Annotated in this window: 12 protein-coding genes and 1 tRNA gene; 6 read left to right on the forward strand and 7 right to left on the reverse strand. The window is 58.8% G+C overall.

Features of this window, described 5'->3' with window-relative positions; translation table 11 throughout:
• Positions 1 to 7 precede the first annotated feature (7 nt).
• Both desA and NVV94_RS25830 read left to right on the forward strand, forming a co-directional pair.
• A complete protein-coding gene (desA, locus tag NVV94_RS25825; RefSeq protein WP_258445099.1) occupies positions 8 to 1,192 on the forward strand; it encodes a delta-9 fatty acid desaturase DesA in 1,185 nt (394 codons plus the stop codon).
• Between the two features lie 73 nt (positions 1,193 to 1,265).
• Entirely contained in the window at positions 1,266 to 2,255 is a 990-nt protein-coding gene (locus NVV94_RS25830) for a sensor domain-containing diguanylate cyclase (RefSeq protein WP_258445100.1), read from the forward strand.
• Positions 2,256 to 2,357: 102 nt separating this feature from the next.
• On the opposite strand, the gene NVV94_RS25835 is transcribed toward NVV94_RS25830, so the two are convergent.
• The 3 genes from NVV94_RS25835 to gabD all read right to left on the reverse strand — a co-directional run bounded on the left by NVV94_RS25835 (position 2,358) and on the right by gabD (position 6,595).
• Positions 2,358 to 3,566: a response regulator gene (locus NVV94_RS25835; protein ID WP_258445101.1), complete on the reverse strand. Its 1,209-nt coding sequence runs from the start codon at positions 3,564 to 3,566 to the stop codon at positions 2,358 to 2,360.
• 126 nt (positions 3,567 to 3,692) lie between these two features.
• On the reverse strand, positions 3,693 to 4,973 hold the full coding sequence (gabT, locus tag NVV94_RS25840) for a 4-aminobutyrate--2-oxoglutarate transaminase (protein ID WP_258445102.1): 1,281 nt from the start codon (positions 4,971 to 4,973) through the stop codon (positions 3,693 to 3,695).
• Positions 4,974 to 5,152: 179 nt separating this feature from the next.
• The gene (gene gabD / locus NVV94_RS25845; protein ID WP_258445103.1) at positions 5,153 to 6,595 is read right to left on the reverse strand and encodes an NADP-dependent succinate-semialdehyde dehydrogenase; all 1,443 of its coding nucleotides are present in this window, start codon (positions 6,593 to 6,595) and stop codon (positions 5,153 to 5,155) included.
• 350 nt (positions 6,596 to 6,945) lie between these two features.
• Between gabD and NVV94_RS25850 the strand changes: the two genes are divergently transcribed.
• A tRNA-Arg gene (locus tag NVV94_RS25850) sits at positions 6,946 to 7,022 on the forward strand.
• Between the two features lie 268 nt (positions 7,023 to 7,290).
• Here NVV94_RS25850 and NVV94_RS25855 read toward each other — a convergent pair.
• Together NVV94_RS25855 and NVV94_RS25860 are read right to left on the reverse strand one after the other, a co-directional pair.
• The gene (locus tag NVV94_RS25855; RefSeq protein ID WP_258447827.1) at positions 7,291 to 8,295 is read right to left on the reverse strand and encodes a virulence RhuM family protein; all 1,005 of its coding nucleotides are present in this window, start codon (positions 8,293 to 8,295) and stop codon (positions 7,291 to 7,293) included.
• A 1-nt stretch (position 8,296) separates the two neighbouring features.
• On the reverse strand, positions 8,297 to 9,133 hold the full coding sequence (locus NVV94_RS25860; protein WP_258445104.1) for an HAD family hydrolase: 837 nt from the start codon (positions 9,131 to 9,133) through the stop codon (positions 8,297 to 8,299).
• A gap of 491 nt (positions 9,134 to 9,624) precedes the next feature.
• On the opposite strand from NVV94_RS25860, the gene NVV94_RS25865 reads away from it, so the two are divergent.
• Positions 9,625 to 9,921, forward strand: coding sequence for a DUF3077 domain-containing protein (locus NVV94_RS25865; RefSeq protein ID WP_258445105.1), 297 nt, complete (start codon positions 9,625 to 9,627; stop codon positions 9,919 to 9,921).
• Positions 9,922 to 10,018: 97 nt separating this feature from the next.
• On the opposite strand, the gene NVV94_RS25870 is transcribed toward NVV94_RS25865, so the two are convergent.
• Positions 10,019 to 11,104, reverse strand: a complete 1,086-nt coding sequence (locus NVV94_RS25870) for a YafY family protein (protein ID WP_258445106.1) — start codon at positions 11,102 to 11,104, stop codon at positions 10,019 to 10,021.
• Between the two features lie 78 nt (positions 11,105 to 11,182).
• On the opposite strand from NVV94_RS25870, the gene NVV94_RS25875 reads away from it, so the two are divergent.
• On the forward strand, positions 11,183 to 11,983 hold the full coding sequence (locus NVV94_RS25875; protein ID WP_258445107.1) for a tetratricopeptide repeat protein: 801 nt from the start codon (positions 11,183 to 11,185) through the stop codon (positions 11,981 to 11,983).
• An 80-nt stretch (positions 11,984 to 12,063) separates the two neighbouring features.
• A complete protein-coding gene (locus NVV94_RS25880; RefSeq protein WP_258445108.1) occupies positions 12,064 to 13,113 on the forward strand; it encodes a hypothetical protein in 1,050 nt (349 codons plus the stop codon).
• 98 nt (positions 13,114 to 13,211) lie between these two features.
• Here NVV94_RS25880 and NVV94_RS25885 read toward each other — a convergent pair whose 3' ends face one another.
• Entirely contained in the window at positions 13,212 to 14,678 is a 1,467-nt protein-coding gene (locus tag NVV94_RS25885; protein ID WP_408733530.1) for an amino acid permease, read from the reverse strand.
• Positions 14,679 to 15,226 lie beyond the last annotated feature (548 nt).

Genomic DNA, 15,226 nt, shown 5'->3' on the forward strand with positions numbered 1-15,226 from the left:
ACAGCCTATGTGGTACAACGGTTTTCTCGACCTGTCAGCCTGGCAACTGGTGGCAGCCACCCTGTTGATGACCCACGTGACCATCGTCAGCGTCACGGTTTATCTGCATCGCTACTCCGCCCACCGCTCCCTTGAACTCAATGCGGGGCTCAAGCACTTCTTCCGTTTCTGGCTGTGGCTGACCACGGCGCAGAACACCCGCGAGTGGACCGCCATCCACCGCAAGCACCATGCCAAGTGCGAAACCATCGACGACCCGCACAGCCCTGTAATCAAGGGTTTGTCCACGGTATTGCGCAAAGGCGCCGAGCTCTATCGCGCCGAAGCCGAGAACCCGGAAACCCTGCGCATCTACGGCAAGAACTGCCCGGAAGACTGGATCGAACGCAACCTTTACTCGCGCTATCCGCTGGCCGGCGTGGCGCTGATGGGCCTTATCGACCTGGCGTTGTTCGGCACCATCGGGATCACCATCTGGGCCATCCAGATGATGTGGATTCCATTCTGGGCCGCCGGTGTCATCAATGGCCTGGGCCATGCCGTCGGTTATCGCAACTTCGAATGCCGCGATGCCGCGACCAACCTGGTGCCCTGGGGCATCCTGATCGGCGGTGAAGAGCTGCATAACAACCACCACACCTACCCCAACTCGGCCAAGCTGTCGGTCAGGAAGTGGGAGTTCGACATGGGCTGGGCCTGGATCAAGCTGTTCAGTGCCTTGCGCCTGGCCAAGGTCCAGCGCGTCGCGCCGATTGCCCATCGTGTCGAAGGCAAGGGCCACCTGGACATGGATACCGCCATGGCCATCCTCAACAACCGCTTCCAGATCATGGCCCAATACCGCAAGCTGGTCATCGCGCCGCTGGTTCAACAGGAGCTGGCCAAGGTCGACCATTCGGTCCGCCACCAGTTTCACCGCGCCAAGCGTTTGCTGTCGCGTGAACCCAGCCTGCTTGAAGAGCGCCATCATGCACGTATCCAGACCATGCTCGAGCACAGTCAGGCGTTGAAAGTGATCTACGAGAAACGCCTGGCCCTGCAACAGATCTGGGCCCGGACCAGCTCCAACGGTCATGACATGCTCGCTGCCATCAAGGATTGGGTTCACGAAGCCGAAGCCAGCGGGATTCAGTCGCTGCGCGATTTCGCCGCGCAACTGAAAACCTATTCGTTGCGCCCTGCCCTGGCCTGACGCCACTGATCGGCGCGCCCCGTCCTGGAGCGCGCCCTGCGGAACTTCGCTACGAATTTCGCCTCTCACCGCTATGGTCGACAAAACACCACCACCACTACCCTTCAACCAGTTGCCCGATGCTGCGCAAACGCTGATGGCGTTGATGCATGCCCAGGGGGAAGTGGCGCGGCTGAGTGAGCGCGAACAATTGATCAGCTCCCTGCTGGTCAGCGTGAATGCCGTGTTGTGGGCGTTCGACTGGGAAACCCAGCAGATGATCTACGCCAGCCCGGCCTACGAGCGGATTTTCGGGCGCTCGGTCAGCCTGCTGCTGGCCGACTACAACGAGTGGCGCGACAGCATTTACCCCGATGACCTGGACTACGCCGAACGCAGCCTGGCCGATGTGCTGGTCAGGGGCGCGGTCGAGGATCGCGAGTACCGCATCATCAGCAACGACGGGCAAATCCGCTGGCTCAGCGACAAGTGCTTCATCAATCAGCAGGCAGGCCCGGGGCAACGGCTGATCGTGGTCGGTATCGCCGAAGACATCACCGACAAGAAGCAGGCCGAAGGTGAACTGCACCGCCTGGCGACGACCGATGTCCTGACCCAGAGCAGCAACCGCCGGCACTTCTTTGAATGCGCCCACCGGGAGTTCGAGCTGGCATGCGCGCAGGGCTCACCCCTTTCGTTTCTGCTGCTGGACATCGATGACTTCAAGGTCATCAACGATACCTACGGCCATCAGGAAGGTGATCAGGTGCTGCAACGCATCGCCGAGACCGGCAAGGCCGTATTGCGCCGTGGTGATCTGTTCGGGCGTATCGGTGGCGAGGAGTTTGCGGCGGTCTTCCCGGGTTGCGCGCCGCACATGGCCAAGCAGATCGCCGAACGACTGCAGCGGGAAATCCAGCGGCTGAGTTTCAGCCGGGACGGCCAGGACTATGGCGTTACCGTGAGCCAGGGTCTGACCGGCCTGACCGAGGCAGACGAAGCGCTCGACAACCTGTTCTCACGCGCCGACACAGCGATGTACCAGGCCAAGCGACAGGGTAAGAATCAGATTGTGGTGGGATGAAAGGTTGGCTTTCGGGCCTCATCGCTGGCAAGCCAGCTCCTACAGGATGTACGCGGACCTTGTAGGAGCTGGCTTGCCAGCGATCGACCGGAACGGTCGCAATCAGCTGCGCCGCAACCGATTCAGTTCCGCCAAGCTGATCCTCAACAGCCGCGCCGCCTTGCCACCGGCAATCGCTTCAAGCCCCTCATCGGCCGGCAGCCGGGCCATTTGTGCTGCCAGGTTCATGGCCAGCGCGTCACGCGAGTAAACGCCACCACCGAGCTGGTAAACCGCCGCGATCAGCTCCCGCAGCTCCAGCGGCAGGCGCCAGCGCGTTCTGAGCGCCGAGCCGAAGGCGGCGCCGAAAGCCTCCAGCGAATCGGTAATCACCTGCTCTTCGAGCATTCCACCTGCCAGCTTCCACTCTTGCAGACAACGCAGCAGCGCCAGATCGCCGAGGCAATGCAGCAGCCCGGCGCAGTAGCAGCGCTCCTGGTCGAGCTCCAGCGCCCTGGCCAGGGTGTGGCCATATTCGGCGGTGCGCAGGGACAGCTCCCAATAACGCTCGGCGTACCTGGCCAGCATCGGCTCGCTGAGCCTTGCGCTGCGCTTGAGGGTCAGGCCAAGGATCAGGTTCATGCTCTGGGTCGAACCCAGCTTGTTCAATGCCTGTAACAAGGACTGCACGGCACCGCCACGGTGCTGTGCAGCACTGTTGGCGGCGGCGATCAACACAGCAGTAACCTGCGGGTCGGTACGGATTTCTTCCTCCAGCACCTTCAGGTTCAAGCCATGGGAATTGAGGCTGCGTTGAACGGCCAACTGCACGTCAGCCAGCAAGGGCCCGCCATCGGAGGTGGCCCGACGCGACTCCAGGAAATGCTCGAGCGTCATGTTCGGCTTCAGGGCAGGAGCCTCGCAGACGACTTCCTGGCCAGCGTCCAGCAACAGGTCGTGCAAGCGCCCTCTCAAGGCCTCGATGTTCAATGGTTTGGTCAGATAGGCCGTCGGCGCCAGCGGCAGCGCTTCGCGTACGCTGGCGCTGTCATTGCGGCTGCTCAACAGGATAAACGGCACAACTGGCGCACGTCGCACGTGCCGGACGTTGCGCAGCAGTTCAAGGCCATCGAAACCTGGCAATTCGCGATCGGCGATGATCAGGTCCGGTTGCTTCTTGAGTAACCGCAACGCCTCCTGCCCATCGGCACACACACTCATGCGCGCATCGCAACGCACGCTGAGCAACAGCTGCGATAACAGCTCACGCGTCCACGGGTCCGCCTCCGCAATCAATACATGCGGTACCGCAGATGAAACTACAGCAGTCATTCAGCTCTCCAACGCAATGCCTGGCACCTTCCCAGGTACCAATTCCTGTTCACATTAGCGGCTGCTGCATGATCGAGTGCAATAAAAAAACCCGCCGAAGCGGGTTTTTTGCCAATCACGTCGCAGTTACGCCAATTCGGCGAAGCACTCTTCGATGATTGCCAGGCCTTTGTCCAGCTGCTCGTCAGGCGAGGTCAGCGGAACCAGGATACGCAGAACGTTGCCGTAGGTGCCGCAGGACAGCAGAATCAGCCCCTTGTCACGCGCCTTGGCCACAACCTGAGCAACGGCAGCAGCGTTAGGCTTGTGGCTGTCACCGCCTTCGAACAGCTCGACCGCGATCATCGCGCCCAGGGCACGCACGTCGCCGATCACAGGGTATTTAGCCTGGATCTTGCGCAGGCCAGCCACCAGGCGCTCGCCGACAGCCTTGCTGCGGTCCAGCAGGTTTTCTTCTTCGAACACTTCCATCACGGCCAGGGCCGCGGCGCAAGCGATCGGGCTACCGGCGTAGGTGCCGCCCAGGCCACCTGGAGCGATGGCGTCCATGTACTCGGCCTTGCCGCATACGCCAGCCAGCGGGAAACCACCGGCGATCGACTTGGCGAAAGTGGTCAGGTCCGGGGCAACGCCCATTTGTTCCATGGCGAAGAAGGTGCCGGTACGGCCAGCGCCGGTTTGTACTTCGTCAGCGATCAACAGGATACCGTGCTGGTCGCACAGGGCGCGCAGACGGCTCATGAACGCTTTTGGCGCCACGTAGAAACCACCTTCGCCCTGGACTGGCTCGATGATGATGGCGGCGATGTCACGCGGCTCGGCGTCGTTCTTGAAGACGCGCTCGATGCTGGCGATCGAATCGTCCACGCTCACGCCATGCAGCTCGCATGGGTACAGGGCGCGGAAGATACCGCCTGGCATCAGGCCCATGCCGGCCGAGTAAGGCACGACTTTACCGGTCAGGCCCAGGGTCATCATGGTACGGCCGTGGTAGCCGCCAGTGAAGGCGATCACGCCGGCGCGGCCAGTGGCGGCACGGGCGATCTTCACGGCGTTTTCGACAGCTTCGGAACCTGTGGTCACCAGCAGGGTTTTCTTGGCGAAATCACCTGGGACCTTGGCGTTGATCTTTTCGCACACTTCCACGTACGGTTCGTACGCCAGCACCTGGAAGCAAGTGTGGGTCAGCTTGTGCAGTTGAGCTTCAACGGCAGCGATCACTTTCGGGTGCACGTGACCGGTGTTCAGTACGGCGATACCGCCAGCGAAGTCGATGAACTCGCGACCTTCAACGTCGGTCACGGTAGCGTTCTTGGCCGAGTCGGCGAAGATCGGGTGGATCTGACCAACACCGCGCGGTACGGCAGCTACACGGCGTTGCATCAAGGATTCGTTAGTCTTGCTCATGGGTTTCCTCATTCGCCGCTCATCGGTCGGCGTGGTTCAAGGATTAAGCGGCCGGGGCCAACTGCAGCAGCATGCGATGATCGACTGCTGCAGCGTCCGCGCCGCAAGGACGTAATTCGTGTAAAAAAAGCCAACGGAGCGCTCTTGCGCGCCGTTGGCTGAACATCTGCGCTACGGGATTACACGCTGATGCAGAGGTATTTGATTTCCAGGTAGTCTTCGATGCCGTACTTGGAACCTTCACGGCCCAGGCCCGAAGCCTTGATGCCGCCGAAAGGCGCGACTTCGTTGGAGATCAGGCCGGTGTTGATGCCGACCATGCCGTATTCCAGCGCTTCAGCCACACGGAATACACGGCTCATGTCGCGAGCATAGAAGTACGAAGCCAGGCCGAACTCGGTGTCGTTGGACATCGCGATCACTTCGGCTTCATCTTTGAAACGGAACAGTGGCGCCAGTGGGCCGAAGGTTTCTTCCTTGGCCACGGCTGCGCTCTTCGGCACGTTGACCAGAATGGTCGGCTCGAAGAAGTTGCCTTCGATGGTATTACCACCGGCCAGTACCTGTGCACCTTTGCTGACAGCGTCGGCAATGTGCTCCTTGACCTTGGCCACGGCTTTTTCGTCGATCAGCGGGCCGGTAGTGGTGCCGTCTTCCAGGCCGTTGCCGATCTTGAGCTTGGCCACAGCAGCTTTCAGCTTCTCGGCGAACACGTCGTAGACGCCGTCCTGCACGTAGATACGGTTGGCGCAGACGCAGGTCTGGCCGTTGTTGCGGTACTTGGAAATGATCGCGCCTTCGACGGCCTTATCCAGGTCGGCGTCGTCGAACACGATGAACGGCGCGTTGCCACCCAGTTCCAGAGAAATTTTCTTGATGTCCTTGGCGCACTCGGCCATCAGCTGACGACCGATTTCGGTCGAGCCGGTGAAGGACAGCTTGCGTACGATCGGGTTGCCGGTCAGCTCGCTGCCGATATCGCCGGCGCTGCCGGTGACAACACTCAGCACACCTTGCGGAATGCCGGCACGGTGCGCCAGCTCAACCAGGGCCAAGGCCGAGTACGGAGTTTGCGAAGCAGGCTTGAGCACCATGGTGCAACCAGCCGCCAGGGCCGGGCCGGCTTTACGGGTGATCATGGCTGCCGGGAAGTTCCACGGAGTAATGGCCGCGGTTACGCCGATCGGCTGCTTGATCACGATCAGGCGCTTGTCTGGCTGGTGGCCAGGAATGGTGTCGCCGTAAACGCGCTTGGCTTCTTCAGCGAACCACTCGATGAAGGACGCGGCGTAAACGATCTCGCCCTTGGCTTCGGCCAGTGGCTTGCCTTGTTCGGTGGTCATCAGGCGAGCCAGGTCGTCCTGGTGCTCGATCATCAGTTCGTACCAGCGACGCAGCTTGCCCGCGCGTTCCTTGGCGGTCAGGGCACGCCAGGCCGGCAGCGCCTTGTCGGCAGCTTCGATGGCACGACGGGTTTCGGCAGCGCCCATTTTCGGCACGGTGCCGATGATTTCGCCCGTTGCCGGGTTGTTCACCTTGATGGTTTGACCGTTGTCCGCATCCAACCACACGCCATCTATATAGGCTTGCTGGCGGAACAACTGGGCGTCTTTAAGCTGCATGTCGGCTTCCTTAACAGCACCGTGCAGGCACGGAGCGTATTATTGATTGTGAGAAAGGCGCCACAAGGCGGGCTGCCGTCAGGAATTCATTCACTGTGCCTGCGCACATATAGCGCACGGAATTTCGTTCGTGCTGTCCAGCACCCGGGCAGGAGCGTTTGAAATCTCAAACGAATCCTAGGATCAAAGGGGGGAAAGGACAATAGGCTGTTCGAAAAAAAGAACAAAAATAGGCTGAGTGGAGGATTTTTCAGATCAACGTCACCTATAGACGTTGCCCCGTGCAAAATCGACAACAAATTACCGGCATGGACGGCCACCGCCGAGATGGGTATGATGGCGCCCGCGCTGCACTCGTAGCTCAGCTGGATAGAGTACTGCCCTCCGAAGGCAGGGGTCGTGGGTTCGAATCCCGCCGAGTGCGCCATATCGCAGTACCTGAAAGGCCCCGCGCTGAAGAAGCCGGGGCCTTTTTGCGTTTGGGGAGTTCTCGAAGCCCGGCCGGTACCCTTGTAGGAGATGCTGACACAACAGTGCTACGAATTTCCCCCGCACCGTTCCTACTTCTTGGGTAGGTTCTTGGGTGGTTTCTTGGGTAGTTTCTTGGGTGGTCAGCAACATCACAGCCGAAGTTTGTCCCAACAATGGTCGCGCATGATTCCCCATCTGCTGGTCTCCCACTTGGCAGGGTGGTGTCAGCTTGGCTTGTTATTACTACGCAGGCGTTTTTCCAGGCGTTCAAGCTCTGCCAGCTCCCGGGCATCCGCCTCTTTTGCTTCAATACCTCGGCGGCTCTGATCGAACTGCTCATAACGCTCATGGGCTACATGCTTCATTTGCTCGTGGCTGATGCTGCCGGCTGAGCGCAACAAGGGCTGCTCGTTGAAAGCCATGAAGCTGTCGATGTACTTTCGCCAGTCGGCCAATTGCAAATGCTGGCGCTGCTGGGCGCGCAGTTCGGCGAAATCCAGGAACATGCTGACCAGACGGTTGAGCTGATCCAGCTCCTCGGCATTCAAGTAGTTCTTGGCAACCACCACATCGGCCTTGCGTACCCGGTCGCCCTTGAAACTGAGCAGGTTCATATTCGGTGCGCTGGCATCAGCACGGCGCACGATCAGCTCGGCTGCAGTGTGACCGGTTACGGCGAAGAACAGCTTGTTCTGCACCTCGGCAAATAAGCGCGCCGTGTCCTGTTCATTAGCCCTGTAATCTTCCGCTAGCGTGAACAAATCACGTACTTTCTGGTAGAAGCGCTTCTCCGAGGCACGTATGTCGCGGATGCGTTTGAGCAGCTCATCAAAGTAGTCCCAGCGGGGCTCCTTCAGGCGGGCGTCGTCCATGACGAAGCCCTTGAGCATGTACTCACTCAAGGTGCGGGTGGCCCACTGACGAAACTGGGTGCCACGAGTCGAGCGTACCCGGTAGCCCACTGCAATGATCATGGGCAGGGTGTAGAGGAGGGTCAGGTAGTCTTTGCCATCTGCGGCAGTAGTAAACTTTTGGTTTACAACTGCCACTTCAGCCAGCTCCCCATCAGCGATGACAGCTTGAATATGCTTGCCGATATTCTGCTTGCTGGTCTGATACAGCTCGGCCATTTCCAATTGCGTGAGCCACACCTGGCCGTCCATCTCACGCAGGGTGAACTGCGCCAAGCCGTCTTCCGTGCTGTAGAGAATGAGGTCGTTATCCTTCATATCAGCCATCTGCCTCTGCAATAGTGCGGTCTGATACCACCTTGTCGATCATCGCCTTTACTGCGCGATCAATGGCCGAGCCATCAGTGTAATCGGCAGTGGTCGCTAGATTGGTACGCCCTTCCTTGACCAGGCTGTGCGCCTTGTCACGGGCACCGCGTTTGCCCTTGCCGTAAACGGCAATCGAGTGGCCGCCTTGGTTCTTGACCAGGCGCATAGAAGGGATGTCAGTCTCACCGTCGCCGATAAACACCATATTGCTGAACGGCACAGGCCGCTCAGCGGGTTCGACGAACTTGTTAATCACCGAATTATCGTGCACATCCAGACTGCCCTTGTTGATGCGGAACAAATACTGGGTTTTGGTGGTGTAATTCACCGCCAAGGCTGGCCAGTGCGCGATGTCGTTATGGTCATACATGAAGCCCGAGGCATAGACGCGGGTGAAATACTTATTGATCGATGTCCCTTCGATCATTTCGCGCAGCCCCGACGAGATGATGAAATGCTCAACCTTAACGCCCTTGGTGCGACCATATTCGGTGATGCGCTTGAACCAGTCCTGTACGCCTGGAAATAGCTGTATGTGCGCTCCAAAATCTGCAAAATTCTTCTTGCGTACCGAAACCTTGGCAACGTTCGCCCGCTCAATCATCAAGCGCATATAGGCCAAGATCTCATCCGCCTGCTGCTCCTGGGCCATGGCCTTGGCTTCGCGCCAGAATTCGGCCGGTTTGATGCCCAATGCCGGTACAAAGTCGTATTCCTGCATATTGCCCGGCGACAGGGTACCGTCGAAGTCATAGGCAATAACAAAGGGAATGTGTTTCTTGGCCATCAGTTGGTCTACCTGTAACGGGGTGCTCGTAGCCGAAGCGTTTGCGTGGCCGGACAGGTTATCCCATCCTGCTATTCATATCTCGTTCACGAGCCTTGAAGGACCGCCGCCCTACTAGAACTGGCCGGCGATACGAATGGCCAGAAACGCTACCCCGCGCTGAGCGAGCCGCGACGTTTGGTGTTTCAAAAGGTTTAATTGCTGGCGAATGCAGTGTTCTGGGAAATACCCTACGTGGCCTGTCTATCTCGGCTGGCTTGTCGCTATAAACCCATCTCCCTAGGCTGGCTCGGTCGCTGTAGGTTCAGCGATCGGGTGTGGTAACCCAGGTGTGATTGGATAGCTCATAAGCAATCGCTTATGGCGGCTGTACGTGGGAGGCCTTCGGGCCTGCCGGCATTCCAGTCCCCGGTTTACCACCCCGCGTACAGCTGCCACCCTCTCGTGTGGTAACGAGTGGACGCAGCTTCATCCTGACTGGAAAGCTCACCATGAAAAAAATAGTCCCAGACCCACCCCTCTCAAACTCCTGCACAACCGCCACCACGGCCTTCGGCAACTGCGACGCCGGGCACCCTCCACTCTTCTGCGTCAGGCCCGGCATCACCGCCCAGGACGCATTGGTGCATGCCTCGCTCTATCTACGCTGTGCCTATGACACTGGCATTAAAGGCCTGGACGGCATTGACCCCGCCAGCCAGGGCTTGCTGTGGTCGACCCTGCATTCGGTCGAGATGGCCAAGGGGTTGGTGGATGCGTTGCTTGATGGGGTGGAGCAGTCGACCTGAGAGCACTTTGTGGGAGCCGGCTTGCCGGCGATGGTATCCGCGCGGTGTCAGCTGCTGTGCGGTGCCTGCATCGCTGGCAAGCCAGCTCCCACAAGAATTAACCGAAGTCCGGATTATTGGCGTAGTAACTGGCTGTGGTCGTCACACATTGGCCGACCTTCTGGCGCAACCTCGCAGGTTCCAGCACTTCCAAACTCTCGCCATGGCTCAAAACCCACCAGACCAGGCCTTGTGAATAGGTCGTTTCGCACTCCAGCAACCACCACTTTTCATCCAGCCGGGTGAAGCACTGGTGTTCGGCGAGCGGTGTTTCGCTGGGGTCCAGGCGTCTCCGCATTTTTTCGTTGATGCGAAGCTTAAGGGTGATCGCACCAGGCTCCACCAACCTCTGTGTGTGAGCCTTCAGATTGAAACCCGCTGGCACAACCGCTTCGCGCGCACTCATCGGTTTGATTTCGCGAAAGCGTTGCAGCGGTAACGTGCGCACCAGCTCCTCGCCTGCAAAGGTGCAGATCACATAGATGCTCGAATCCTGATAGGAAAGACCCAGCGGGTTGATGACCTTGCGCTTCTCTTGAGCACTGTTTTGCGAGTAATAAAGCGCCTCGAGCTGGTAAGCACCGAGCAGCGCCAGCTGCACTTCATGCAGCCAACGCTCGTTGATTTGCGCTTGGCGCAGCTGCAGTTGTTGGGTGCCCATCACGACCTTGCCCAGCCAGCGGCCTTCGTGGCGCAGGTGCTTCTCCAACAGCTGCTTCGAGCTCTGGTATTGCTCTTCAAGGTCGTCCAGCGCGGCCTGGTGCAGCAGATGGCTAGCCTGTTCGTAAAGGGTAACGATGCTCAGCGCCACACGGGCCGACTTGAGCAGTTTAGGGTCCACGGTTGGGGGTTTGGCGAGTGTCTCCGTGAGGTTCAACCTGGACGTCTTGGCCAGAGACCACCGCGGCGCCGGGTCACCCTCTACCATTACGATCTCGTGATCATCGCGCAGGTGCTTCACGTCACGCTGCACCGTGCGAATGTCCTCCTTGAAGCCTTCTTCCTGAAGAAAAAATTCAAGCTCCGCCGTCGTAATGCCCGTCTTGCCCGCTGCCGCAATCTTCGCGTGCAAGCGATTGCGCCGATCACGGGTGATGGCCGCCTGCCCCCGTTTGCCATCCGGGCCAGTAGTGCGTTGATCCATTTCGTCTGACTCCCCGTGCGACAAGTCCTGTCGTTATCAGGCCGATACTAGCCAGACAGCGAAAGAGGAGCGAGTGCAGTGACGCAAATATCGATCATCCATGTATTGGATACCCTTCTCCCCTCGGTTGAATGCCTGGAATTTCAAGCGCCAGCAGGGCCGCAATTCTATGACTCGGGTATCGGCATGCCGGCGCGGCGTGTGTTCAAGCTGGCGAGCGAGCCCAGCCTGAGCGGCATAGAGGGGCTCAATGTTGTCAGCCCGGAACAACAGCTGGAGGATAACCAGGCACTGGCCCTGCACTACTCGCACCTGCGCCAGGCGGCCCTGGAAGAGGATGTCGAAGCCCTGATCGATCTCGGCTGGATATGGCTCAACGGGCGCGGCGTGCCGGCCAATCACCAGCTGGCATGGCGATTGAACAAACTGGCGGCCGCACAGGGACGTGGCGAAGCGTTGTTCAATCTGGCCGAACAGCGTGCCTACGGCAAGGGAGTGAAAGCGGACCTCACCGAAGCTGCCGATTATTACGAACAAGCCTTCAACAAAGGTATCCACCGTGCAGCGACAGCGTTGGGTGGTATCCACGAACAATTTTCGAACCTCAACATCGCCTACATCTGGTATCTGCGAGGTGCCACCTCAGGGGATCTGCAGGCCGCCTGTGGGTTGGGGCGGGTTTCACTGACTGACGCGATGCGCCATGATGTGGCCAATGGCCTTTACTGGCTGCAACATGCTGCCCTGATGGGGCACATGGAAGCGACACGGTTGCTGATCACCTTTCTGGAAAGCCCACACAACTTCCCGGACATTGACGGGCGCCTGCACAGATTCTGGTGCGAGCATCTGTTGCGCCTGGAAGGGCGTCTTTTTTAAAAACCTGATTTGGCTGGTTGCATCGCTGCAACGGCAAAAGACAAATGGCATTGGACTTCAATTCGCGAAGGAGCAATAGCGTGACACTGCATGACTCGATCATTCTGGAAGTTCAAAATGGCAAGCTGGCGAGAGAGCTCAGATCGACCGACCTGCTGGGCGATGAGCGCAAGGTTCTGCGCCGTACCAATGGCGTTGACGCGGAACGCTACCGAGTGGGTTTCGACTTCTATGCCGAAAGCCATATCCGCACCGAACTGGCCAACAATGCCGAAGACACCGGGTATTGGGTCAGAGCTGGGCAACCGGCCAAGTACAAACGGGTAGCCGAAGGTCTTTACCGAGTGATTGCCATCGAAGAAATGGAGGAGTTGCTGGACGGGAACGAGGACGCTCCCCTCCCTGTCCTGGCTTGTTCGCAGGTCACGGTCCTTGAAGAACGACTTGCCTGTTTCCTCGAACAGGAGCCCTTCCAGATTTTCGACAGAAAGCGCAGAAGCCATCACCCGCAACAGCCTGTAGTCGGTTTCGATGCTCGCCTATCCAGCTATTTCTGGCCCAACCCATCGGTCAGCTACGCTGCGACCGATTTACTCCTGCAGGGCTTTATGGGCAGGGCCCGGGACCTGCAAGGTGACCTGCACGCCAATGCCGCGCAGGTGCTCACGTTGTTCGCGGATATCTGCGCATGGGGTGGTGTTCAACTGCCGACCGACGATGCGCAGGTCGTGGTGGATAACCTGATTCGGGCAGAAAGTCGGAGCCGAAAAACACCGGCATCGATCAACAGTGCCTGGACCAAGCTCTATGCGATTTTCTACCCGGACGATTTCGTTATCTACGATTCGCGGGTTGCAACGGCCATGGTTGCAATCGCCGAGCAGTGCATGAGCGATTCCGAACTCGATACGTTCAAGAACAGCTATCCGCACCTTGGAAAAATTGCTGGCAGAGGCGGTTCTCGACCGCGAGCCACTGCTACCTTCTGGCGTAATGCCTACACTTCCTGGCCTGCTCAACTCGACGCGAATGAATTGGCGAAAAAGGTGCTGAGTCAGCTCAATCGGCGCTTGAACAAAACCTACAGCCTGCGGCAATTGGAAGCTGTGTTGTTCATGGAAGGTTACTAATCGGGGGCTTTCCATAGCTGACGGCTCAAGTGCGACTGCGGTGCGCGCATTGCAATGGCCACCAATGGAGCTCCGCCAGGAGCTCCATTCGGATTTATCTAGCGCTGTTTCAGATCAAGCCGTGCCCCATCCGGCACATCCAACAGCTGCTTCGCCGAAAGCGCTTCATCCGCCCGCAGCCCACCCACATCCATTTCACCGTACTTCACCAACCGACTACGGTGCTTGAAGCGGTAGCCCAGCCAGATGGCCAGGAACAGCGGCAAGCTGATATAGGTCGCCACCAGGCCGCCCCAGTCGATGCGCTCGCCGATCAAGGCGCTGTAGTTCTGCCCCAGGGTAATAAACAAGCACAAGGCAAAGGCGAACAGCGGGCCGAACGGGAACCACTTGGCCCGGTAAGGCAAGTCTTGCAGGCGGCCGCCCTGGGCGATGAAGCCCTTGCGGAAGCGGTAGTGCGAGACGGCGATACCCAGCCAGGCGATGAAGCCGCACATGCCTGAAGTGTTCAGCAGGGCGTTGTACACCACCTTGTCACCGAATGCCGAGGTCAGGAAGCACAGCGCACCGATCAGGGTGGTGGCGTACAACGCGTTGCGCGGCACGCCGCTGCGCGAGACCCTGGCGAACAGTTTCGGCGCCTTGCCTTGCACCGCCAGGCTGTAGAGCATCCGCGTGGAAGCGTACATGCCCGAGTTACCGGCCGAGAGAATTGCCGTCAGAATGACTGCGTTCATCACCGCTGCCGCTGCGGCAAAGCCGGCGCGTTCGAACAGCAAGGTGAAAGGCGAGACGCTGATGTCCGTAGCGTCATTACGAAGCAGGCTCGGATCGGTATAGGGAATCAACATCCCGATCACGAAGATCGCCAGGATGTAGAACAGCGTAATGCGCCAGAACACCTGACGAACCGCGATGGGAACGTTCTTGCTCGGGTTCTTCGACTCGGCGGCAGCAACGCCGACGATCTCGGTACCCTGGAAGGCGAAGCCGGCGATCATGACCACACCCACCATCGCCTGGAAGCCTCCGACGAAGGGCGCGTCGCCGCTGGTGAAGTTGCTGAAGCCAGGCGATTCGATGCCATGCATCAAGCCAAAGATGGTCGCCAGGCCAATGATGATGAAGACCACCACGGTGATGACTTTGATCAGCGCGAACCAGAACTCACTTTCACCGAAGTTTCTGACCGAAATCACGTTGAGCAGGAACATCAGGCCCAGGAACAATGCACTCCAGTAAACCCCCGACACATCCGGGAACCAGAAGCTCATGACCAGTTGCGCAGCCACCAGTTCGGCAGCAATGGTCACCGCCCAGTTGTACCAGTAGTTCCAGCCAAGGGCGAAACCGAAGCCGTCTTCGACAAACTTGCTGCCGTAGGTGCTGAACGAGCCGGCGACGGGCATATGCGCCGCCATCTCGCCAAGGCTGGTCATCAGGAAGTACACCATGACCCCGATCAAGGCGTAGGCCAGCAGCGTGCCGCCGGGGCCGGACGTGGCGATGGTCGCGCCGGTGGCAACGAACAGCCCCGTACCGATGGAGCCGCCGATGGCGATCATGTTCAGGTGGCGGGGCGAGAGTGCCCGCTTCAAGCCAGGTTTTTCTGCACTCACTTGCAGGCCTCCTGTAGGACGAACACAGGATCAGGCGCAAAGGGAATGCCGCTGTTGTGGTTGATCATTGCCGACCTTTTTATTGGATTTATTGTGATTCCGCCTCGACTGTCACGCGGGCGGATGCATGCAAGGCGCTGGGCTCCGTGACCTGTTGCAGACAGGACGTGCTCCTGATGAACGAGGAGGCAAAGCTCGCGGGGAAAGAAGTCTAGAAGCAAGCGAGTACGACGATAAGACGCAAAGTGCATTGATTTGACGAATGATTTGTCATTATGACGATAAATAGTGACGATGTGATGTATTGAGGCTTTTTCAGTAAACATAAAGTGCTGCTGCAAACGAAACGAGCCGCCAGTCTAAAGGTGTCAGCAACACGGGTTTACGAATTTTTCGGGTGAACTGTCGGCGAGATCTTTCTGGCGGGTTACATGCATGGCCGCTCTGCGGCCAATCGCTGGCAAGCCACCCACAGGGATCACAGATTGACTCGA

The organism is Pseudomonas sp. LS1212, assembly GCF_024741815.1.
GTDB lineage: Bacteria > Pseudomonadota > Gammaproteobacteria > Pseudomonadales > Pseudomonadaceae > Aquipseudomonas.

Excerpts from the sequence above, each read along its gene's own strand:
- desA (WP_258445099.1), top strand. The coding sequence starts at position 8 with ATGTGGTACAACGGTTTTCTCGACCTGTCAGCCTGGCAACTGGTGGCA.
- NVV94_RS25830 (WP_258445100.1), top strand. The coding sequence starts at position 1,266 with ATGGTCGACAAAACACCACCACCACTACCCTTCAACCAGTTGCCCGAT.
- NVV94_RS25835 (WP_258445101.1), bottom strand. The coding sequence starts at position 3,566 with ATGACTGCTGTAGTTTCATCTGCGGTACCGCATGTATTGATTGCGGAG.
- gabT (WP_258445102.1), bottom strand. The coding sequence starts at position 4,973 with ATGAGCAAGACTAACGAATCCTTGATGCAACGCCGTGTAGCTGCCGTA.
- gabD (WP_258445103.1), bottom strand. The coding sequence starts at position 6,595 with ATGCAGCTTAAAGACGCCCAGTTGTTCCGCCAGCAAGCCTATATAGAT.
- NVV94_RS25855 (WP_258447827.1), bottom strand. The coding sequence starts at position 8,295 with ATGAAGGATAACGACCTCATTCTCTACAGCACGGAAGACGGCTTGGCG.
- NVV94_RS25860 (WP_258445104.1), bottom strand. The coding sequence starts at position 9,133 with ATGGCCAAGAAACACATTCCCTTTGTTATTGCCTATGACTTCGACGGT.
- NVV94_RS25865 (WP_258445105.1), top strand. The coding sequence starts at position 9,625 with ATGAAAAAAATAGTCCCAGACCCACCCCTCTCAAACTCCTGCACAACC.
- NVV94_RS25870 (WP_258445106.1), bottom strand. The coding sequence starts at position 11,104 with ATGGATCAACGCACTACTGGCCCGGATGGCAAACGGGGGCAGGCGGCC.
- NVV94_RS25885 (WP_408733530.1), bottom strand. The coding sequence starts at position 14,678 with ATGATCGCCATCGGCGGCTCCATCGGTACGGGGCTGTTCGTTGCCACC.